Origin of the sequence: Paenibacillus sabuli, from assembly GCF_014705605.1 — a bacterium.
Lineage (GTDB): Bacteria > Bacillota > Bacilli > Paenibacillales > Paenibacillaceae > Paenibacillus_D > Paenibacillus_D sabuli.
On sequence record NZ_JACXIZ010000023.1, the window covers coordinates 13,039 to 33,799 of the forward strand.

General features: G+C 50.5%; 14 protein-coding genes and 2 pseudogenes. 7 read left to right on the plus strand and 9 right to left on the minus strand.

Features of this window, described 5'->3' with window-relative positions; translation table 11 throughout:
- Window positions 1–24: 24 nt before the first annotated feature.
- The 6 genes from cas3 to IDH44_RS14410 form a co-directional block, all read right to left on the minus strand.
- Window positions 25–2,571, minus strand: a complete 2,547-nt coding sequence (gene cas3 / locus IDH44_RS14385; RefSeq protein WP_190918776.1) for a CRISPR-associated helicase Cas3' — start codon at window positions 2,569–2,571, stop codon at window positions 25–27.
- Complete coding sequence (locus IDH44_RS14390) at window positions 2,571–3,020, minus strand: HI0074 family nucleotidyltransferase substrate-binding subunit (protein ID WP_190918778.1); 450 nt, start codon at window positions 3,018–3,020, stop codon at window positions 2,571–2,573. Before IDH44_RS14390 ends, cas3 begins: the two co-directional genes overlap by 1 nt.
- An 83-nt stretch (window positions 3,021–3,103) precedes the next feature.
- A complete protein-coding gene (locus IDH44_RS14395) occupies window positions 3,104–4,282 on the minus strand; it encodes an SGNH/GDSL hydrolase family protein (RefSeq protein ID WP_190918780.1) in 1,179 nt (392 codons plus the stop codon).
- 240 nt (window positions 4,283–4,522) lie between these two features.
- Window positions 4,523–5,107, minus strand: coding sequence for a sulfatase-like hydrolase/transferase (locus IDH44_RS14400; RefSeq protein ID WP_190918781.1), 585 nt, complete (start codon window positions 5,105–5,107; stop codon window positions 4,523–4,525).
- 10 nt (window positions 5,108–5,117) lie between these two features.
- The gene (locus IDH44_RS14405) at window positions 5,118–5,465 is read right to left on the minus strand and encodes a PDC sensor domain-containing protein (protein WP_190918783.1); all 348 of its coding nucleotides are present in this window, start codon (window positions 5,463–5,465) and stop codon (window positions 5,118–5,120) included.
- 327 nt (window positions 5,466–5,792) lie between these two features.
- A complete protein-coding gene (locus IDH44_RS14410) occupies window positions 5,793–6,458 on the minus strand; it encodes a TetR/AcrR family transcriptional regulator (protein WP_190918785.1) in 666 nt (221 codons plus the stop codon).
- Window positions 6,459–6,573: 115 nt separating this feature from the next.
- Between IDH44_RS14410 and IDH44_RS14415 the strand changes: the two genes are divergently transcribed.
- The 3 genes and pseudogenes from IDH44_RS14415 (at window position 6,574) to IDH44_RS14425 (ending at window position 10,225) form a co-directional block, all read left to right on the plus strand.
- Complete coding sequence (locus IDH44_RS14415; RefSeq protein ID WP_190918788.1) at window positions 6,574–7,542, plus strand: SDR family NAD(P)-dependent oxidoreductase; 969 nt, start codon at window positions 6,574–6,576, stop codon at window positions 7,540–7,542.
- A gap of 1,106 nt (window positions 7,543–8,648) precedes the next feature.
- A pseudogene (locus IDH44_RS26585) lies at window positions 8,649–9,410 on the plus strand (Mu transposase C-terminal domain-containing protein); the annotation flags it as partial.
- On the plus strand, window positions 9,407–10,225 hold the full coding sequence (locus tag IDH44_RS14425; RefSeq protein ID WP_317890187.1) for an ExeA family protein: 819 nt from the start codon (window positions 9,407–9,409) through the stop codon (window positions 10,223–10,225). The pseudogene IDH44_RS26585 and the gene IDH44_RS14425, both read left to right, overlap by 4 nt.
- 194 nt (window positions 10,226–10,419) lie before the next feature.
- Here IDH44_RS14425 and IDH44_RS14430 read toward each other — a convergent pair.
- Window positions 10,420–10,803: pseudogene (locus IDH44_RS14430) on the minus strand (response regulator transcription factor); the annotation flags it as partial.
- Window positions 10,804–10,994: 191 nt separating this feature from the next.
- Between IDH44_RS14430 and IDH44_RS14435 the strand changes: the two are divergent.
- Window positions 10,995–12,266, plus strand: coding sequence for an AAA family ATPase (locus tag IDH44_RS14435; RefSeq protein WP_190918790.1), 1,272 nt, complete (start codon window positions 10,995–10,997; stop codon window positions 12,264–12,266).
- On the plus strand, window positions 12,253–12,945 hold the full coding sequence (locus IDH44_RS14440) for an RloB family protein (RefSeq protein WP_190918792.1): 693 nt from the start codon (window positions 12,253–12,255) through the stop codon (window positions 12,943–12,945). The genes IDH44_RS14435 and IDH44_RS14440 overlap by 14 nt, the downstream gene beginning before the upstream one ends.
- A gap of 165 nt (window positions 12,946–13,110) precedes the next feature.
- On the opposite strand, the gene IDH44_RS14445 is transcribed toward IDH44_RS14440, so the two are convergent.
- The gene (locus IDH44_RS14445; RefSeq protein ID WP_190918794.1) at window positions 13,111–14,286 is read right to left on the minus strand and encodes an SDR family oxidoreductase; all 1,176 of its coding nucleotides are present in this window, start codon (window positions 14,284–14,286) and stop codon (window positions 13,111–13,113) included.
- Between the two features lie 240 nt (window positions 14,287–14,526).
- On the opposite strand from IDH44_RS14445, the gene IDH44_RS14450 reads away from it, so the two are divergent.
- A complete protein-coding gene (locus tag IDH44_RS14450; protein ID WP_190918796.1) occupies window positions 14,527–15,213 on the plus strand; it encodes a response regulator transcription factor in 687 nt (228 codons plus the stop codon).
- Window positions 15,210–16,331: a sensor histidine kinase gene (locus IDH44_RS14455; RefSeq protein ID WP_190918798.1), complete on the plus strand. Its 1,122-nt coding sequence runs from the start codon at window positions 15,210–15,212 to the stop codon at window positions 16,329–16,331. The genes IDH44_RS14450 and IDH44_RS14455 overlap by 4 nt, the downstream gene beginning before the upstream one ends.
- A gap of 135 nt (window positions 16,332–16,466) precedes the next feature.
- On the opposite strand, the gene IDH44_RS14460 is transcribed toward IDH44_RS14455, so the two are convergent.
- Window positions 16,467–20,525 carry a LamG-like jellyroll fold domain-containing protein gene (locus IDH44_RS14460; RefSeq protein WP_190918800.1) on the minus strand — a complete coding sequence of 1,353 codons (4,059 nt, stop codon included), beginning with the start codon at window positions 20,523–20,525 and terminating at the stop codon, window positions 16,467–16,469.
- Window positions 20,526–20,761: the final 236 nt, after the last annotated feature.

A 20,761-nucleotide genomic window follows, 5' to 3' on the forward strand; every position in this document is an offset into this window, starting at 1 on the left:
CGAATCGTAACGTCAAGTGACCAATTACTCATCCTCAGCAAGCGTTTTTGAGAACGGACGAACCCCTAAGTCTTTTAGATACCATTGATCGGGGTGCTTGAGCGCAAAAACCCCTTCCCGAATTTCATCCACCAGGCCGGCTTTGCAAAAAGCTTTAAATTCATCAGGATCCAATTGTACAACATAAGGCTGAAGGCTGCGCAGAATGCCGAACACTCGATCCGTCTGTCGCAGTCGCTCCAATTGCTGCAGGGCATACGCGTCATATCCGATAACGACAGGCTTGGTCGTTTTATCCACGAGCCGGAACAATCGTGCGACGGTTTCAAACGGAAACTCCAGATACGCGGCTTTATCATTCAACTTCGCCATAATCTGATGCTTGTCCGTTTTGTCTTCGGATGATCGTCCCAATGACTGGTACTGATAGACCTTGGCAAAGTATGCTTGAATGGCCGCGGAAGAAAAGGAATCTTCCCCATACGTTCCAATCACTTCTTTGGCAATATCCGCACTTGTGCGCAGCCAGCTATTGGGGTTCGGCGTCGACCGTTCAAACACATAGACAAAGGACTCGTCAATTGATCCTTCCCCGTTGCGATTGCACCGCCCGGCAGCTTGCACGATGGAGTCCAGCCCGGCCAGTTCGCGATAAACAACGGGAAAATCGATATCAACCCCGCATTCGATTAATTGGGTGCTGATCAGAACACAAGGCAGCTTGCAGAAAAGCCGCCTCCGAATTCTTCTCAGTCGATGCTCCCGATGCTTGGCACACATTCGCGCGCTAAGATGAAAGACGACTGTGGGATCGCCGATGCGCTCCAGCGTCTTCTCATACAGTTCCCTTGCCGACTGACGGGTATTAACAACGCACATTGCCTGACGGTGCCCGGCCAGACGGTTCACTAGCGCGTCATCATCCTGGCGGCCGAGCATTAGCGGGCGCACACGCTGGAAGCACTCGAAGCGGCCGGGTGACACATCGCCTATCAGTTCCTGGATGGGCAGAGGAGAAGCTACGCTTGACCGAGTTTGATTTCCGGAACCTGCAAACAGTGATGACAAGTTCGGCTGGGTTGCTGTGGAGAACACAATCGTACTCCCATAATTTCTAGCTAATTCCTCGAGCGCATACAGCGACGGCTTGAAAAATTGTCCGTTCATCATCTGGGCCTCATCCAGCACGATGACGCTGTTAGCCAAATTGTGAAGCTTTCGACAGCGTGAACGCGTATTGCCAAACAACGATTCAAAAAACTGCACATTCGTCGTAACCACGACAGGAAGATCCCAATTTTCAGTTGCGAGCGCAAGCTTTTTCTTTATTTTTCGGGTTTCGTCCATCTGCTCCCAGTCGTCATCGGACGATTCGTGCCGGATGTTGGAATGATGCTCCAGCACTTGATCGGCGCCCAGTATATCACGGTAAATTTTTGCGTTCTGTTCGATAATGCTTGTATACGGAATGACGAAAATAATGCGGCGCAACTTCCAATGAACAGCGTGGGCGAGAGAAAAGCCGAGAGAAATCAGCGTTTTGCCGCTACCCGTCGGCAAGGTGAGCGTATACAGCCCTTGTTCGCCTTCGGCGCGGGCCATACACGCCTTCAGCAGCTCTGATCGAACGGTATCGATTCTCTTTTCAGGGGCTGCAAAATTATCGGAAATGTGGCCTTCAAACCGTTCCAACAAAAGCGACATGGAAGCCGCCCGCCCCCTAAGCTCGGCGCGGGCTCGGTTGGCATATCTCTCCGCATCCAAGGAGTCGGCATCAATGACGCACGAGAACAGCATGCGAATAAACATGGAAAGCGTCATGCCTGCATGAAATCCAGGGACTAAGGGAAGCGGCATCGGGTCGCCAGCGGCCCGGGGCATGTGCTGTTCCAACGCTGCTCGGTAAGAAGGAAGTCCCTCTTTGACAAGCCTTCTGGCCAGCACCCGCTCGTTCGCAGAGCCTGCGGTTCCAAAATCAACTAATCCGGCATGATGACCGGCAATGACATAAGCCGCAATGTGCGCGATCGAGTCGCCTCCCCATTGCTTGTGTACATATTGGGCGCCGGCGGTGGAATGATCAACCCGAACGGGAGAGCCGTTCAGTCTCTGTTGGAACGCTTCCGAGAATTTCCCCGCATCGTGCAGTCGCCCTGCGAGCTCCCCCCACTTCTCGGCTTTGAAGTGCGCTGCAAATTCGGCGGCCCTTTTACCGACTTCAAGCAAGTGCGAGTTTAGCAATTGCCACTGATTCTTGTCTGCTGACTCGGCTCGATGTGCGTAATAGGCGGTATATAGGGTTTGCCCGTCCGCTTCGATTTCATGGTGCAGCTCGGCGTTGTCCAGGTTTTCCATATTGACAATATCCAGCTTGTACAATCCCGCCGCATCCCTTAATTGAGTGTGAATGGACAATGGGATATCCTTGCCGTACAGCGCCAGATCAATATCAGAATTGTCCCGATGATCGCCGCGCGCCCGCGACCCGAACAACACGACACGTTCCAGAGCAGCCTCGTCTAAAAATACAGCGTAGAGTCGCTTGAAAACTGATTCAGGTAGCTGCGACATCACGGTTTTCCCCTGTTTTCATCGAGAGGTTCAACATGTTCCTGGATTACCTTTGTTATGGCATGCTGGAGCCTCTGCAATTCCGGGTAATACTCCTTACAAATTGCTGCATATACGGCTTGAGCTGTCCGTTCTTTATACGTATGTGTCGTTAAGTTGCGATCCTCAATCATGGCCTCCCAATGCTTGGGGTTTTCAATCCACCCTGAAGCAAATGCCTCGGAAAAAATCTCGCGCGGATGTCTCAACTCGACACCTTGAAAAGATAATACAGATTTTAAAACTTTCCAGGCCGTTTCATACGTATACTCAAATCGTTGAATGGTAGCATCCCTGACATATTCATTGAAATTACGTTCACCGATTGCTTTGGACAAGGAATGCAGAGCCTCTGAAAACTGCTTTTCGTTATAACGCAGCCTTTTTAGCTTCTCAATGGGAAACGTCATGCCTGCTCAACCCCCCATTCCAACATAAACCCATTTATTTTATGAGTATATCACATTCGGTGATCGCATAGCGGTCCGCCGCGCTATTCAATAATGCCTGCGAACAGCAGCTCGAAGTGGGTGCCCTTGCAATTCGGCCCGACGCCATGTACGAGCTCCAGCTCGAAGCGATGCTCGCCCGGCGGCAGCTCGTCCGTCGCCAGATCCATACGCGGGTACCCCTTCTCCGGACACCACACGCTGCGGTCGCGGGCCGAGTCCATCCATGCGCCGCCGTCGATGCGGTAGCGATATTCGGCGGCGTATTGGCCGAAGATGGAGGCCAGCGTCACGCCCCGGCCGGTGAAGGAGAAGGCGAGACGAGCCCCTGGAGACGAGCTGAACAGCGCTTGATCGAGAGAGGCAATATCTCTCCGGCGTCTGATGCTCCAGGGTCCCGTGCAGGCCATATCCGCGAAGTCCACGGTCCGTACCCGCTCCCAATTGCCCGGGCTAACGGGAGGCGGCAACAGCCGCGCGGGCGCGCAATCGACGCCTCCCTCCGAACGGCCCGGCGCTGCAGGAGCGGCGTCGCGCGAGGCCGCACGGGCCCCGCCTTCGCCGGCTCCCGCCGGAGCCGGCGCGGGGAGCCGGGCGCGCTCAGCCTCCAGGAAGGCCGTCACGCTCTGTGCATAGCTCCAACTGCCCCGCTCCCGCGGATGAAGCCCGTCCGGCAGCCAGCCTTCCCAGCTCATCCAGCCCTGCTTCACCTCGCGCAGCGCATGCAGTCCCATCCACACCGAGCCCAGCTGGTAATGCGCTGCCAATTGCTCGAATTCGGCGACGGAGGGCGGCATCCGCTCGGCCATCATATCCGCATGCATCTCCTGCCGGAAGGTGTAGACGCAGACGATGTCGGCGTCAGTGGTCCGCAGGAGGTGCCGAATCAATCCCTCGCGCGTCCGCAGTCGCTTCTCAGCGGGCTCTGCGTGATCGTTGACCGCATATTCCAGGATGATCAGATCGCAATCTCGTTCCACAATATCGCGCTGCGCGCGAAATCTCGCCAGCTCGCTGCCGGTCGACCCGATTGCGGCGTTCTCGACGACGATCTGCGCTGCGGGGTAGGCATTCATGAGCCAGGCCACGACCGGCTCCGACCAATTGTGCGGCGCGGGCGCCGTGATGGAGCCGCCCAGCAGGCCGATCCGCAAGTGACCTGCGGCTAATCGTTCGAACGTCCGCGCCAGCGGCGTCCGATGGTGATGAATCTGAAGCGTCATCGAAGCATGACCTCTTTTCAATCATTTCTCATATTAAGTCGGGCCGTCTCGGATGCATCTCGTATTCACGCGCATTCCACAACTGCGTCAGCCCCAGTTGCTTCAGCAGTTGCTTGCCCTCCAGCATCGGATCGCCGGCATGCCTCAGCCACGCATCGAGCTTGGCCGCTAAACGACTTGCGCACCTGCCGCATGCGCGCATCCCTGATCAAATTATGCTGCTGGTACGGGTCTTCCCAATTATCGTACAGCAACCAATCGGTGCCGTCCACCTTGCGGGCATACGTATATCGCGCGGTGCGCACGCCCCGCCATTCCGGAATGCGCTGCTGCCGCGATTCGTCCGCCTGCAGCATGTCCATGATCAGGACGCTGTCGGGGCCGTGCCACCCTGCATCGCGCAGCGAGGGCAAGATATCCCTCCCCTGCGGCGGCAAGCAGCGTCGGGGCCATATCTACGGTCCCGACCAGTTGCTCGCGCGTCTGAGCGGCGGCCGCCCGCGCCGGCCAGCGCAGCAGCAGCGGAATCGAGATCGATTCCTCCCACGGCTGCTGCTTCTTCATGTACCCTTGCGATCCCAGCGTGTCCCCGTGGTCGGAGGTGAAGATCAGCAGCGTATTATCGCGCAGGCCGAGCGCGTCCAGCCTGGCCGTCAAGCGACCGAGCTGATCGTCCAGCGCCGTGATCGCCGCATAGTAATGCAGCAGCGCATCCAGCAGCTCCAGCTTGACTGCCATGCCGTTGTCGGCGGCGGACGCCTTCACATTCGGGCGTAGAGCAATCGGCTTGTCCTTGTACAGGTCCTTGTACGCCTGAGGCACCATCGGATACGGATCATGCGGCGGCCCCCAGGACAGGAACAGGCAGCAGCAGCCCGACGCCTACGCCGATCAGGATCGGCGCCGACAACATCGTGAACACCAGCGTCTTGGCTGCAATCACCCGGCCAAAAAATTGGCTCGTGGGCACGACTGCCAGCGCCGTCCATTTGGCGGAATTCGATGACGTGATCGCGAAGGAATAGCTCCGGTCGTCGATGCGAGCGTCAAAAACGCCCGTCCGGCCCTGCTCTTCCATCGCCGCGACCGCATCTGCCGCGCTGATCGAACCATCCGAATTTTTGGAGGCCAGCACGTTGCCGGTTTGATCCAACAGATACACATTGCCCGTGTAATCGCCCATCAGGGTATTCAGCAAATTGTGAAAAAACGGAAACCTTGTAGTGGAGCCCAGAACCTTCGCTGAAAAATTTCAAAATTATTTATTACAAATGATGGAGAACTATTCCTGATCCAGGTCTCGGCTCGGCCTATAGGACCGACATGAGTTGGCAGCTTTTCAGCGTTACTTATGATGCGGTTCACCGCGCTGTCTATAACGGAAAGTACTAGGGCCATCCTTATCCGGATTGCCCTTTCTTTGGTCTCGCTTTACTCGGCTATCGTTGCCCGCTTATTCAACGCATTCCTTAGCGTTGTTTGCTGAGTTTCTTAAGTTATTCCTGTCATGTCAGATCCTTGGAGATGTTAACGGGTTTATGAGCGCAGGTAACAAAATTCCATCGATTAGCCCCGTAAAGAGACTCGTGTCAAACGGTTTGTGCTCAATGAGCCCGTAATAGGAAGCCATTGACGTAATAACCTGGCAAGCCATATCAATGTCTGCATGAGCAGAAATTTCACCGCGGTTAACAGCCCGGTGCATGAGCTCGCGATTTGCAGCGATCCATGGCTCAAACACTCCCGATATTCCCGTTTCAGCAAATTCCGGTTGCTGCAAATAGGAGCCCAGACCCGCGAGAACTCGAAATTTGCGTTCTTCCTCCTCGATCGATTGCGGCTTCAATAGTGTAAGCAGATCGCCGCGCAAGGTCCCAGAATCAGGCAAGGAGTCGAGCTCAAGATGATTTCTACTCATCCAGGTCAAGGCTTCTCGGACTAACTCCGACTTGGAGGACCACCGGCGGTACACGGTCGCCTTTCCAGCTTTCGCTCGGGACGCGACCATGTCCATTGTCATGCCATCGAAACCCACTTCAGCGAGTATGGCGATGGCCGCCTCAAGGATTATCGAATCCCGCGTGTGATCTCGCTTGCGGCCCAACTTTCGCGCAGGTTCCAATACTTCGTCGGGCACTTGAGAGCCGGAGGATGTTGTTTTCTTCGTATCATTCATGATTTATCTCCAATTATAATGAACTTGTTGGTTTCGGAACTTGACAGTTCCGTAAGTTGAATGCTTTAATTTAATTATCCCACATTTAACAGGGACTTTAAAGGAGGTTGTCATTATGGCTACAATTCTCATAACAGGCGGACACAGCGGAATCGGTCTCGAATGCTCCAAACAACTCGCCTCAGATTATCAGCATAATCTAGTTCTAGCAGGACGTAACTTGGAGCGAATGGAACCAGTTGCTCGCGAACTTCGTGCAACCTACGGTGTAAAGGTAAGTATTATTAAAATAGATACCTCCTCCCTGGACTCAGTAAGATCAGCCGCTGCGCAATGCCGCACTATGCTTAACAATGGAGAGATTGATTCCCTTCAGGCGATCATTTGTAATGCCGGAGTACGGCTCAACGGGCCCGTCTCCTACACCAGTGACGGTTACGAGGAGACATTTGCAGCCAACTATTTAGGACATTTTCTACTGGTCGAATTGTTGTTGGACAGCATGGCGAATCATGGTCGCATTGTATTCACAGTAAGTGGAACGCATGATCCTGATACGGCAGACGGTAGAATGATGGGCGTTGCTTCAGAACATAACGCAATGGATTTAGCTAACATGGGTAAATATGGAAAAAAATTAGTTTCTTCTGGTAAGCTTTATGCAACTTCAAAGCTATGTATGATACTTCATGCCTATGAGTTGGACCGTCGGCTAAAAAAATCTGGCAGTTCGATCGCTTCTATCGCGTATGACCCCGGTGCTACTCCGGGAACCGGATTCCTCAGAGAGATGCCAAAGCCCGTGCAGTGGCTAGCTGACAGATCATTTATGAATTGGATTTTCAAGCGCATCGGTATTACAATTGGGAGCGTAGACTTTTCAGGAAAGGCTCTTGCTAAGATTTCTGCTGATCCTGCTTATGCCAATGGATCAGGGAAGTATTTTCAATCAAATGACGGCAGCTTAATCGAAAGACGTTCTTCTACATTATCATATGATAAAAAACGAGCACTACAATTATGGAATGACACAAAAATGCTCGTCCATTTGGAACCAAATGAGGAGCCTATTCTACTCCGTTGACGCTACGACGGAGTAGAAATTACCTAAGCTAGGGAAAAGAAACGATTCTTCTTTCAAATCTAATTGAGACAGAACTGGTCCCTCTCCAGCAAGTACGGCAGACTCTCGCCCAGTTTCAAAGCCTACTCGAAGAAGCACCTCCCGAAACGCAGAAGACGCTTCTTCAGTCCACATGAATATTGTGTCGCCGCTCAGTTTCCCTGTCGGGAATCGGGCGTTTTTTTCTTGCCAAGGATGACGGTATGAGGGACAATGAATGGCGTGTGCAGCCGAAGGCTGTACCGCCATTCATTGTCCAAGGAGCTGCGAAAGCGACCAAATAAAAAAGGAAGACGTTATGGGTTGCAGCCCCGTCTTCCTTTCCCCAGCTTTCGCTTAAATCAAGCTTAATGAAAAAGAAGTGCATTGTAAAGCCCCTATCTGTTGCTGTGGGGGAATTAGCAGCGGAGAGCGTCTCCGTCAGCTTAGAGAATGATCGTTTCCAGCGCCATGGCGGGCTTATTCGTTTACATGAGATGACGATTCGAGTAGGCAAGGGAGGCTACCGCTGTCCCTGCTGCAGCGAAGTTGTTTCAGCATGCAGGACCGCATCCCAGCAACCATCCTTACCTTCCTGGCATCAAGATCTAACACACTACCTGGCGCTTGTCAGCACGCACGGAATACCGGAGGAAGACCGTCCCAAGCAATGTCCGAAGTGCTGTCAGAGCAAGCGGAAACCTCACCGCCACAGTCATTATGAGCGACTTGTGTTGACCGTTACGTGCGCAGAGAAGATCTGCGTCTTCCGGTTTCGTTGCCCAGATTGCGGATATGTTCATTCCGTCATCCCCGCCTTCCTTCAGCCGTATATGCTTCAGGAGGATCTAGCCGGTGCGGCTCATCAAGGCGCAACCGTAGAACAGGTCGCAGAGCAGGCCCAAGCTTTGCCTTGCGGCGGCATCGACGAACGCACCCTTGCCAGCCTGATTCGAGGCTGGAACCAGCGGCTTGCGCAGCTCGAATCCGGTTTGTGGGCGTGGATGCTCGCCCGGGCACCCCATCTCACACTGCCACGTGCGCCATCCCTTTGGAGCACCTTGCAATCCGCATGGCGGATGATTCGAGAGAAGCTGCCGCGCATGGAGGACAGTCTTAAAAAGGCGATTCTGGAGCATGGCGTTCCTTCTCAATTCTACTGTGATAACGGCTCTGCGTTCTCATCCCATCATCTGGTGCGCATCTGCGGGAAGCTTGGGATTCAGCTTTCGCACAGTACCGTTCGGCGCCCTGCTGGTCGCGGTAAAATTGAACGTTGGTTCCGTTTTATTGATACCAGTTTCAATCCGGAAGCTTACGCCATGATTGAACAAGGGCGGCTAATGACACTCGCCGAGCTTAACGCCGCACTTGCTGCATGGCTCGATGGTTACTACCCTATCCGGGAGCATGGCTCCACCAAGCAGTCACCAAAAACGCGACTAGCCTCTAGCAAACGGGAAATGCGTCGCAAAACGCTAGCGGAACTGACAGAGATCTTCCTATGGGAAGAGCAACGAACCGCCGACAAAACCGGATGTGTGAGTCTGGATGGCAACAGTTATGAGGTCGATCTTGAGCTATGCAGAAAGCGTGTGCTGCTTCGCTATGATCCCTTCGATCTAACCAACATTCAGGTCTGGTATGAAGACAAAAGGTACGCCGATGCGACCGTCGTCGATTTAGCCCGTCCCTATGATCGCCGAGTAAAGCCTGAACGAGCTGATCCGCTCGTCGTGGAACCGGACGGACAAGTGGCTTTTCTGGAATTGGCAGAACAGAAGCGACAAGCAGAGTGGGCAAGTGAGCCTGTCTCTTATGCCACGTCGAAAGGGGATGATGCGGAGTGAATGCGGTCACGCAAGCCTCTCTCACGCCGCAACGGCCCTTTAGCAAAGAACTCGATCCGACGCTGTGTTATGCGTTCAGCGGGCATAAGGAAGCATCCGCCCGGTTGGACTTGATGATTAAGCACCGGACACTCGGCGTACTAACGGGCGAGGTAGGCGGAGGCAAGTCCACCTTGATTCGTCGATTATTTGCTTCACTTGATCCGATGACGTACTTGCCAATCTATCTGTGCTGCGCCAATTTAAAACCGCGCGAGTTTTATGCTGGACTGCTTGAAGCTGTTGGTGTAGAGCCGGTTTACACGGTAGCCAAGGCGCGGAAACTTTGGCAAGAGGTCGTACGCAGCCGATCTGCGCCGGGAGAAAAAACGTTGGTGGTTATTATTGATGAGGCACAGAGCGAAGCAATGCTGCTGGAATTGCGATTTGCATTGAACTACAACATGGACTCTGCAGCTTTGTTTCCACTCATTCTTGTCGGTCAATCGGAGTTGCGCAAGCTGCTGCGACTCAAAAAATATGAAGCAACGCTTCAGCGGGTAGGGATGCAATACCATCTAGGCGGTATGAGCAGGGATGAAACGAGTTCCTATATTCGTCACCACATGACGGTCAGCCAGACGGAGAAGCCTGTTTTTGCCGAAAGCGCACTTGGCCGCATCTTCGCTGCAAGCCAGGGTCTGCCGCGTGTTGTGAACCAAATTTGCACGCAAATCCTGCTCGATGCCGCCGCCCGAAATCTCGAGGTTATTGAAGAAAGTGATGTCGTTCGTGTGCTTGCGGACATGGACCGGCAGCGAGGCCTTACGAATTAATCCCCGTCATCCCCAATATGCACATGAATTGGCGTATGCCCTCTCTTATTCACAGAGATTGGCATGCGCCTCGTCTATTGAATGACGTTACACTTCTCGCCTGTCTGACGGATTGGCGTTACATTTCTACCGTCATTGTCGGTAAGATTCACGCCGTCATTTTACGTGAGCGGCAACAGAATGGGATCCGCTGGCGCGACACGTCTGGATCTTCTGAGATGGGTGTCTATCCTTGCGGATACCTCTTCAACATCAAAGGGCTTTGTAATGTAATCATCCGCTCCCATGCGTAAAATGGAAACCTTCGTATGCGGCTCCCCTTTGGCCGATAGAATGATAACGGGTAGCTGACGGTCCGGCCCGAGTTTACGTAGAATTTCTTCGCCATTCAGACCGGGAAGCATCAGATCGAGCAATACCATACTCCACTTCTGCTGCTCTTCAGCTAAATACAACAACGCTTCCGTTCCGGAATAGGCGGGTTGTGGTTCATATCCACTAGTGGTTAAAACTTCGCACAGTAGTTGATTAATTTCATTATCATCTTCCACGACCAATATTTTTATTCGTTCATCCATATCATTCACTCCCTCTCTATCCAGATCTTTCATTCATTCTACTCCTGATCAAGGTCTCGTCTCGGCCTGTATGGCCGATTCCAGAGTAATATTCGATTTTTTCGTAATTATCGGTTTAATATTCGGAAATATCGTATATAATAATAAAATAAAAGAGAATTTTTCGAATTAGTGGCCTTGGAGGTGCTATCATGCTAGTGATGTTTCGTTGTAAAAACTTCTCTTCGTTTCGTGACGAGGTCGTTTTAGATATGCGCGCCACTTCATATACCCAACACCCTTCACACATTATAAAGCATGATTCAGTAAACTTGTTGAAAACATTAGCGATTTATGGAGCTAACGCGAGCGGTAAATCAAACCTAATCAGTGCGATGCACTGGTACGAGCGGATCATTTTCAGCCATCTATTTCAAGGAAGTCAATCTGAACACATGAATGAAGAATCAGACTCAAGAAAAATTACATCAATTCAACCTTTCTTGCTAAGCGAATCGAATGATTCCTGTATCGAGTTAGAAATGGTTTTCCTTCATCAAAATAATTTATTTCAATATGGTTTCTCCATACAAGAATCACTCATCTTATCAGAATGGCTTACGGTGAATAATGCCAATGTTTTTGACCGGGATGATAAGGGAATTTCTTTTGGGAAAAAATACGAGGCTCAATTAAAAAGCTTCAAAAAATATCGGGAAGATCGCCTTTTTCTTTCCGTACTTGATTACTTTGCAACGGATGAGATGAAAGAAACAGTCGACTGCTTCAAAGACTATTTTCGCAACAGATTTCATGTTCACTTCGAATTGATTCTCGAATCGAGTATCAAAGGCACAATAGATTCATGGTTACACTCCAAGCGTCTTGTTCAAGATGACATGTTCCGATCCAAGGTAGCTGAATATATAAGAAAAATCGATGTAGGAATTGACGATATAAAAATTGAAAAAGAGTGGGTCTTAAATAAGAAAACCGGACAAAAAGAACAAGAACTTTTAATCAAAACGATACATGCTGTCTATAATGAAGCAGGCATTAAGGTAGGCAGCAAAGCTTTTGACCTTCCTCAAGAGTCATCTGGGACATTGCGGTTCCTTTCGTTCATACAAGAAATATTAACACTAATCGAAAAAGGGGGGGTCTTTGTCATTGATGAATTGTCGGCCAGACTCCACCCGTTGCTTACAAAATTCATTGTTGACCTATTTCAATCAGATAAGAACCAAAACCAAGCGCAACTAATCTTTACGACTCATGATACATCTATCTTGAATAAAGACCAATTCCGTCGAGATGAAATTCTGTTTGTGGACAAGAATAAGTTCGGCGCCTCCACGATTTATTCTCTAGCTGACTTGAAAACGGTCCGGCAAGATGCAACTTATAACAAGGACTATTTCAGTGGAAAATACGGAGCAATTCCGATTTTCCAATCAGCAGAGAATGGAAATGGTGGTGACTGACATCGCCCGGTTAAATCCCTTCGTTCCAAGACAAACCGAAACTCGTCCGAGCAACTTGGGTAAGGTGCTTCTTATTTGCGAAGGCCCAACCGAGGTTCTATATTTTGAACATTTTGCTGAAATCATTCGCAAGAATCAAAATAAGTTTGCACATCTAGATATAGAATCCATCCCGGCAGAAGGTAACGCCCAAAGAGTATTGAATTTCGCTGAGGCGTTTTTGCAAGAGGAGACCAATCTTCGTAAGTATGCATTATACGAAAAGCACCTTGTTTTTGATTGCGATGCTCCAACTGATATTGAGCGTGTTATCATTGATATGCTCGCATCAACTAATAATTATACATTGTCTTTAACGAATCTGTTATTCGAAACCTGGTTACTTATGCATTTTGAGCATGTCGAACCCATCTATACAGATACAAAAACAAAAGTTGGGAATCGGCTGGAGGCTGCATTAGGTAAAGCGTATACAAAAGCTGACTCTGGTCTTATCCGGCAGATCATTGGAAATGGCGATAACTTAAGAAATGCAATTTCGCATGCATACGCTCTTGAAGAACGTTACAAGAGTCTAAATCTTAGTTTGGAAAAGGACATCCGGCAAATGAATCCTTTCACAACGGTTCATTCTCTTATGGAAAGAATATTATATGAGATGGAGAGGTCAGAAACATAGTGGTCGTTGTCGTACTTCAACCTATATCTATGAAGGGGAATTATCAAAGGCACCTTGATAAGGTGCCTTTGTTATGAAAAAATAGTGGAGAGTTAGAACGTATTCTCGACCTAAAGCCCGGAGCCGCAATGGAGCAAAGCATCTCCCGTCTCCACCCTCTTGCGACTATGATCCATGGCAAGCAGCTTGTGCTCTACTCCATGCGGCATGAATCTGTTGTTCCTCGAAATGATGCGCAACCGCAAATTGAAGCAATGCTTCTATAGAAGCGGGGATATCGATTGGAGGAATATCCGCCATGATTTGATTCAGGGCCGACGTATCATATTCGTAACATGGTCCTGTAAGATAAGGGCTAAAGATACTTCCGACTGACCTATAGTAGATTTTCTCAAGACCTTTCAGGTCAATCGGCTTCTTATCGACAAATGCATAATTTGTAAATCCAACCGCATCCAATATACGGGATAAATACTCCGCATGATGTATGGATTGGGTCTGGACAATGTTTAATTGACTCCGGTTTGTGCGACTCAATCTCAAGCAAGCTTTTGCTACATAATCAACCGGAACGATATTCATCCCCGAGCTCGGGTTGATATGAATTCTGATCCCGTCTCCCGTATTTTTCTCTTTCATCATCCAGAAGAAACGTCCCCATCCGTAGATCACATCAAATTTAGAAGTATAATATAGAGGTGCGGTTAGCAAGCGGCCAACGACAACACTCGGCCTCGCAATTTGAATCGCCATCTGCTTCTTGGCCCCATACGCTTGAATCATCGTTTCAATAGCCGCTTTAGATTGTTCGTACGGATTGCGATAGACATCGGATGGAGAGCGAAGAACATGATCATCAATTAATCCTGTTCGAATACCCGATGAGAACGCCGTACTGATAAACATAAACCTGCAGTCATAGCTTTGCAGGGCATGCAGAAACGACTGTGTCCCTAAAAAATTATGGTGAAACACATCTTGTTCTGCTGCTTGACCCACATGCAAATTTACACTTCCGGCACTATGAAACACTTGGAGTCGAACACGGTCTGGAATATGCTTCTTTAACATCTTTGCCAAGTCACGGTCTCGAATATCGCCCTCTATGATCTGTATATAATCCATGGCATGGCTCACAGATCCCTGTTGCAAAAAATCAGGAGTCCATGCATTTTGCAACAAACCACGGATAAATGCCGCTCCATCTCTGCCATCTTGCCTGCGAATAAGCAAATAGATTTTGCCCTGCTTATGCCCTTTTATGTATTCGGGTAGTTGTTCGTACAATAGATGCTGACCAATGAATCCTGTACTTCCTGTAATTAAAACATTCTGTTCCATTGTATTCTCCGATCTGGCCAGACTGTCCCTCTTCTTTTACGAGAACGCGACCCGCGCCTATTCCGTAAGGAATCGATCTGCTTCCAAGCAAGTATACCCGACAAATGTCGAGATCTTATGCAGATCTTCCTCTTTTTTTGTGTGAACTTCTTCAAGAATCTGCTTGATCACGGTATACTTTTAGGTAAACGGTGGATTCTCGCGCGTGGAAGCAGACTAACTTGAAATGATGTGATTGGAATGGAACCGAAATTGTTGCTTGTGGAAGACGAACCGGACATGCTTGAGGAGATGCAAACCTATCTGCAACGTGAGGGGTTCCAGGTGTTGACCGCCTGTACCGGCACGGAAGCGCTCACGATTGCCAAGTCTGAACGGCCTGATCTCATCTTGCTTGATTGGATGCTCCCAGAGAAAAGCGGCATCGACGTATGCCGCGAAATCAGACAATCCTCGAATTGCGGGATTATTATGGTGACGGCCCGATCGGATGAATCGGATAAAATCGTCGGTCTGGAAATCGGCGCGGACGATTATTTGACGAAACCGTTCAGCCTGCGCGAGCTCGCTACGCGCATCCGGGCTTTACTTCGCCGTTTGCGCGGACCTGAAGACCGGTCGCTGTTCTTGGAACGAGACAACCTGATCATTTCCGAGGCCAAATGTCAGGTATTCAAGGACGGCCAAGAGATCCAACTGACACCGACAGAATTCAAAATCTTGTACACATTGGCTACGCATCCCGGAATGGTATTCAGCCGCCTGCAATTATTAAATACTGCGCTTCAGGACGAATATATGGGCTACGAAAGAACGATGGATTCTCATATCCGGAATCTTCGCCGTAAGCTGGGCGACGATCCGGCGAGTCCTCGTTATATTCAAACAGTCTACGGCTTCGGTTACCGATTCGGTGAACAATCATGACACCCACGGTACGCCAAAAAATATTTATCTACATGGGACTGCTCGTTTGTATGATCGGCGGTGCCTATGTCTTATATAATCAGGTTTACTTGGCGTTTTTGTTCGATCAATTTCGCAAGGAAGAAATCAGTGCACCTTTTCTGAATGCCCTGCCCGAGGAACAAATCGAGATCTTGAAAATTTACGTGATGGACAAGATGAAGCTGTATTGGTTTGGGAAATGGGGCTTTTTTGTAGCTACCTGCCTATTTTTCAGTTTATGGATCTCGGGGGTACTGACGCGTCCGCTTCGAAAACTGATTGCCGCTATCGAACGCGTTGCACAAGGAGATCTGGAGGTGAGCGTTCCTGTACAAACAAAAGACGATTATGGAAAAGTGATTCAGACATTCAACGAGATGACGCTTCGCCTGCGGGAAGCTGAGGAGGACCGCAGACGATTGGTGGCCGATGTCGCTCACGAGTTTCGCACGCCGCTGTCCATTATGCAGCTTAAACTGGAAAATTATCAGCAGGCCGGTCATCATGTCCCGCCGGAAATGCTTCGGATTCACGATGAAGTGATCCGATTGAGCCTGCTTGTCGATGATCTTCATGTCTTGTCACTTGCAGAAGCGGGCCGGTTATCACTCGATCGCAAACCGCTCGATCTGACGGCACACCTTGAACGAATCGTGGACGACGTGAAATTCGAAGCGGAAGAAAACAAATTGGACCTTCGTCTCTCTACGACTTCAAGTCCGGTGACCGTAATGGCCGATGCCAGACGGATTACGCAGGTATTCATCAATTTGTTGACGAATGCAATCCGCTACACGCCGGAAGGGGGAAAGATTTCAGTTGTCATTCAAGACAAGGTCATAGATCGGAATGCAGTCTATACATGTGTCTCCGTGATCGACACCGGCATCGGGATTCCGGCCGAAGAGCTGGCTCACCTATTCGATCGTTTTTATCGCGTGGAAAAAGCCCGTTCACGGCATACAGGCGGAACGGGGCTCGGCTTATCGATCGTTCATCATTTTGTCAGAGCCCACGGCGGGTTCATCCGCGTCGTTAGCGAGCCTGGTCAAGGTACGACATTTACGGTTTATTTGCCTATTAATAATGACATTTAACATAAAGACTCTTTCTGAGATCAATCATTTCAACCTCTGATGCTCAGCAAAAAACCAAGTGCTAAACAGGCACTTGGTTTTGACTGCACGGGTATAGGAAACGCATCACAAAGCAGCGTCAGGCTCGACAGCGTCTTACAAAGCTGCCAGATCGTTAGCGAGCAGCTTGCCCCCGATTCCCGTGTTGACGACGGTTGCGACGGAGTCTACTCCGGCCAGTGCTAAAGCGCCTTTAGCACCGGTGAGTCGCAGGGGACACAACAAATTGGGCAGCCAGGACACCGTCTCATTTGCGATCTCCAGACCGGGTTTATCTTTGTTGGGAAGAGCCACCAGATAACGTATGGCCAGCCCCGCATCCACGATGGAGAGCACCCAGAAAAATCCGGTAATGGCTTGATCTCTTCGCTTCATTCGCTGCATGTTTTTGGGATCCATCGCTGAGCCGAAGGATACAAACAGTGAATCCACTATCAAAACAGCTCCCCGATAGTAGTGCAAAATACGCTCGGAGCGCGCTAGCTCACGATTATCTTTGTCAGCCTCAGTAGGCGCGGCGATCTCACTCGTGATAAAGTTGGCCTGCCAACTGAATATGCTGAGCAGCATGCTCACGGCTTCCATCCCGAAGCTGCCGCTTTTTTCAAGTGAATCATCGGCCTTTTCAGAGACGGCATCTAATCCGGCATTGATGAAACCGTTAATCGCACCTGCTACCAGCACAACAATCCCCCATGAGCGAATCTCGCTTTCGCGCGACGGATCGGGATCATGCTCGGGATCAGGCACGTTCCCGGCATCATCCGACAGTCGCTTGACAGTTGACTTAGCTAATTCCGGCGCTTCCAATCCTGCTGCTACTTGACCCGAGAAATCAGGCGTTGACCTCCCCTTAAACGGTCGTTGGTTAAAGGCAAGCTTGGATACGAGGGTGACCGGAATCGCAAGCAGCAAGCCCGATAGATTCAGCAGCGTCAGCTTCCCGGCGCCGATCCGCTCGAACAGCTTCGAAATAAACGGAATCTTAATCTCGCGGGTAAGCAAATCTTGAAAGAGATTAACCATTTCCTTCACAACATCCAAAAAGCCGAGTGCCATATCCTCGACCAGATCCAAAGCCTGGATGACGACATCTCTGACGGCTTGAATCATACCGGCCAGTGCCTGCTGCGGCTTGAGCGGATTTGCAATGATATCCTCTATACTGCCCTTCACTCCTTCAAATGCCCGCAGCAGAATGTCCTCTTTGTCTGCAGCCCCTTGAGTGAAGGTCGAGAAGTATTGGCTTAACGGTGAACCTCCGCCCGTATTCATCCCCATAGCCGGTACCGGGCTGGCGCCTGATTGTCGAGCGTTGCCAAGCAGCTTGGAGAGAAACCACTCGGCGGCTTCTGGAAGCTCAAACTGAGAAGATTGTGCCTCTGAAGGATCACCACCCAGTGTCCGGACCAGGATGTTCATATTTTCTTCCACGGTATGTTGCAAGTTGTCTACGAAGTCTGAGACGGGCTTTTTCGCATCTTCAGCCAGTTGGACGGCGAAATCAAAGCTTGCGTTCACGGAGCTTACCAGATACCTGTGTGTATGCAGAATATCGCCCCAGTTGAACAGGAACTGTAAGAACGCAATGAATTGTTTGATGCTCGTCACGACCTTCTCGACAATCGCCTCAACAAACTCCGCAACCTTTTGAGCCGTATCCACGATAAATTCAATCAGGCCCTCAGCGGTCTGGACAATGAGGTGAAAGCCGTTTTTGGCAGCCCCAATCACAACCGACACGGCTTTTTTGACCGCATCTTTGATCCGTGAAAACAAACGTCTGCGGGAGCGTGCAAGCGCTTGATCTTGCGTCGTTGCCTGACTTTTAGCAGCCTGACTCAGCAACCGTGTAAATGCATCCGGGCTGATCTCTTCCTCGCTGATCCGAGATGCAGCTAAGGACGAGCCGGGAGTGAAAGCTCTCGCAGTATTCGACTTATTCGTGTTGCCGTCCGCCTCAAACTTGAGCATCCATGGATTGCTGATGGCATCACTGGAAACTACCCGGTTGGCCGACTGCATGCCGCTGTTCCCGCTTCTAATGCTGCGAGGCGCCTCATCGACATAGGTTACATTAGCAAGCACCTTCTTGATCGTGCTTTGCACGCTGGCTACATCTGCCTGACTATGCGCCTGACGATCCACGATGAGGTCGCCATTCGCATCCGTCGCATTCCACAGCGCATCGTCTTCCAGCTCAGCAAGCTGCCGATGAACCTCTCGATTCGGGAAAATGACAACCCGCTCATTTTCGGCCATCGCGCTGGTGCGGATCTTTAATCCGGGGGTGTCGATGCCCTCGGCTTCGGAGGTAATCATCATGCGATCCATTTCATTAGGCTTCAGCGTTACAAATCGTTCCTCGTCTATGACATAGGTGGTTCCCTCTACTTCAATTTGAACCAGATCGGTTGCTGAAATCTCCACCTCGCCAGCGCCAGATGAAAACTTGAGGATCGTTCGATAGGCCGAAAACTCCTCAAGCTCGTCGCCCGCCATTCGATAGTCCTGACTTAACTTGGATGTATAGGAGGTCAACACCGTCTCGGGTGCGAGGGTTCTAAAGATTTTGACAGCGGAGATCACATCATTCCCGATCTGCGATTCCTTGAGGTCTTGAGCGTGTTCGACGATATCCTCCATTTCCTTCTCTCGATTGGCTTCCTTGACTTTGAAGTCTTCATTGGCAAATAAGGTCACGCCCGTATCGGGTCCCAATCGAATGGACGACACTTGATTATCCAGACCCGGGAAGTCTTGAAAGCTCGTAAAACTGCCTGGAAGATTGGGTGCACCGTCAGACAATATCCACGTTTTCCCTCTATAGGCCCGGTGCTCATAGAAGGCCGCTTCCCCTGCCGACAGGGTTCCGACTTGCCCTTCATGATCAGCTATTTTGACGACATTGGCGAACAATGCGCGCTCTTCTTGCTGCTCGGTCCAGCTGAACGTGTGGTCTGCGCTGAGTCTCAGCCAGTTCGTATGCGCCTCATTGCCAATAAAGAACCGCGCATGGTCCTCGTCCGAATAATGGGCAAAGAGAAAAGCGGGCGCTGCCCCCGGCGTTATGACAAAATCCGCGTTTTCCTCATCGGAGCCCGGGATGAGTTGCGGCTTCTCATGCCGTGGATTGAAGTGGAAGCGGAATAGCTCGCTCGCGGATGGACGGGGCGCTGTTGTGAGGGAGGATTGGCCCAGGCTCAAGTACTGGCCGTTCGGCGCTTGGATGATCCACTTCCCTGTAAAAGGCTGCTCTGCTGCCGACCAAATGCGGATCGATCTTGGGAAGTCAGCCAGCTTCGAGAACCTGATTTCCGAGAGATCCGCATATAGCTTCTGAGCCACGCCGCCATAATTAGCTTGTGTATAGAGTGTGGCACCTGTAAGGGGGCCGAGCCTTAGCCTTTGAAAATTTGGCGACAAGCGAGTCAAATCTTCTGCATCATGCGAGAGCATAACGGCTGCATCATCAGTGGCGACAAGCTCAATGTCCCCTGCACGCAAGCGCCGGTTCACCGGCGTCACCAAGCTTTGCACCTGTGCGGCATCCAGAGCGGTGTGGTAGATGCGAAGATCCTCGTATTGCGCGACCGCAGCGCCCCTCTTCCAATCGCCCAACCTCAGATTTATGCCATTGTTAATAGCAGCCACACCTGTTGGCGATGACCCTTCCGCCGCCAGCTCCCCATCGATGTAGATCTTTAGCGTTTGCCCTTCTCTCACGACGGCTATATGATGCCATTTTTTTTGCTGGAGCACTTGAAGGTCGTTCGTTTTAGCAATTGCGTAATTTTTCGCTTTATGATCTTCATCGACTTCGAACAGTATTTTTGCTTTTTGCTGCCTCACTGAGAACCAATTACCATGCCCGCCCACCGATCGATTGCCGATGATGTCAAGATCATCCTCGCCATGGCGGTCCATATACTTCATGCCAAAAGCCACTGTAAAATCGTCAATCCCGAACTGACCGACCACGTTTCCAAAATCAATAAGCGAATCATTGCCGCGTATGGTGATGGCATGCCCTATGCGGCCATGTCCGTCCCTTGAGACGCGCTGAACCTTTCCTTTGCTCCCATTGATCCGGTCTGTCACGACGGACCCATCTCTTTCATCAAATTGCCAGTGATAATCAGGCTGATTGATCATAAGTTCCCTCCTTCACAGTTCCCGTCAGGAAAGTATGGCGTGCTTTTGCCAGGGTACTCCTTTCGTCTCCCTCATCCAGTTTAATCCACAAATGTCGAGATCTTATGCAGATCTTCCTCTTTTTGCGAGGACATCTTCAAGCTCCTGTTCACGATTCATATGTAAGCACCAAAAGGAGTCCGCTTCAACTGAAAAAGAGACCACTCTTCGGCAGAGTGATCTCCATATGCTGATGT

Excerpts from the sequence above, each read along its gene's own strand:
- cas3 (WP_190918776.1), bottom strand. The coding sequence starts at position 2,571 with ATGTCGCAGCTACCTGAATCAGTTTTCAAGCGACTCTACGCTGTATTT.
- IDH44_RS14390 (WP_190918778.1), bottom strand. The coding sequence starts at position 3,020 with ATGACGTTTCCCATTGAGAAGCTAAAAAGGCTGCGTTATAACGAAAAG.
- IDH44_RS14395 (WP_190918780.1), bottom strand. The coding sequence starts at position 4,282 with ATGACGCTTCAGATTCATCACCATCGGACGCCGCTGGCGCGGACGTTC.
- IDH44_RS14400 (WP_190918781.1), bottom strand. The coding sequence starts at position 5,107 with ATGGTGCCTCAGGCGTACAAGGACCTGTACAAGGACAAGCCGATTGCT.
- IDH44_RS14405 (WP_190918783.1), bottom strand. The coding sequence starts at position 5,465 with ATGGGCGATTACACGGGCAATGTGTATCTGTTGGATCAAACCGGCAAC.
- IDH44_RS14410 (WP_190918785.1), bottom strand. The coding sequence starts at position 6,458 with ATGAATGATACGAAGAAAACAACATCCTCCGGCTCTCAAGTGCCCGAC.
- IDH44_RS14415 (WP_190918788.1), top strand. The coding sequence starts at position 6,574 with ATGGCTACAATTCTCATAACAGGCGGACACAGCGGAATCGGTCTCGAA.
- IDH44_RS14435 (WP_190918790.1), top strand. The coding sequence starts at position 10,995 with ATGCTAGTGATGTTTCGTTGTAAAAACTTCTCTTCGTTTCGTGACGAG.
- IDH44_RS14440 (WP_190918792.1), top strand. The coding sequence starts at position 12,253 with ATGGTGGTGACTGACATCGCCCGGTTAAATCCCTTCGTTCCAAGACAA.
- IDH44_RS14445 (WP_190918794.1), bottom strand. The coding sequence starts at position 14,286 with ATGGAACAGAATGTTTTAATTACAGGAAGTACAGGATTCATTGGTCAG.
- IDH44_RS14450 (WP_190918796.1), top strand. The coding sequence starts at position 14,527 with ATGGAACCGAAATTGTTGCTTGTGGAAGACGAACCGGACATGCTTGAG.
- IDH44_RS14455 (WP_190918798.1), top strand. The coding sequence starts at position 15,210 with ATGACACCCACGGTACGCCAAAAAATATTTATCTACATGGGACTGCTC.
- IDH44_RS14460 (WP_190918800.1), bottom strand. The coding sequence starts at position 20,525 with ATGATCAATCAGCCTGATTATCACTGGCAATTTGATGAAAGAGATGGG.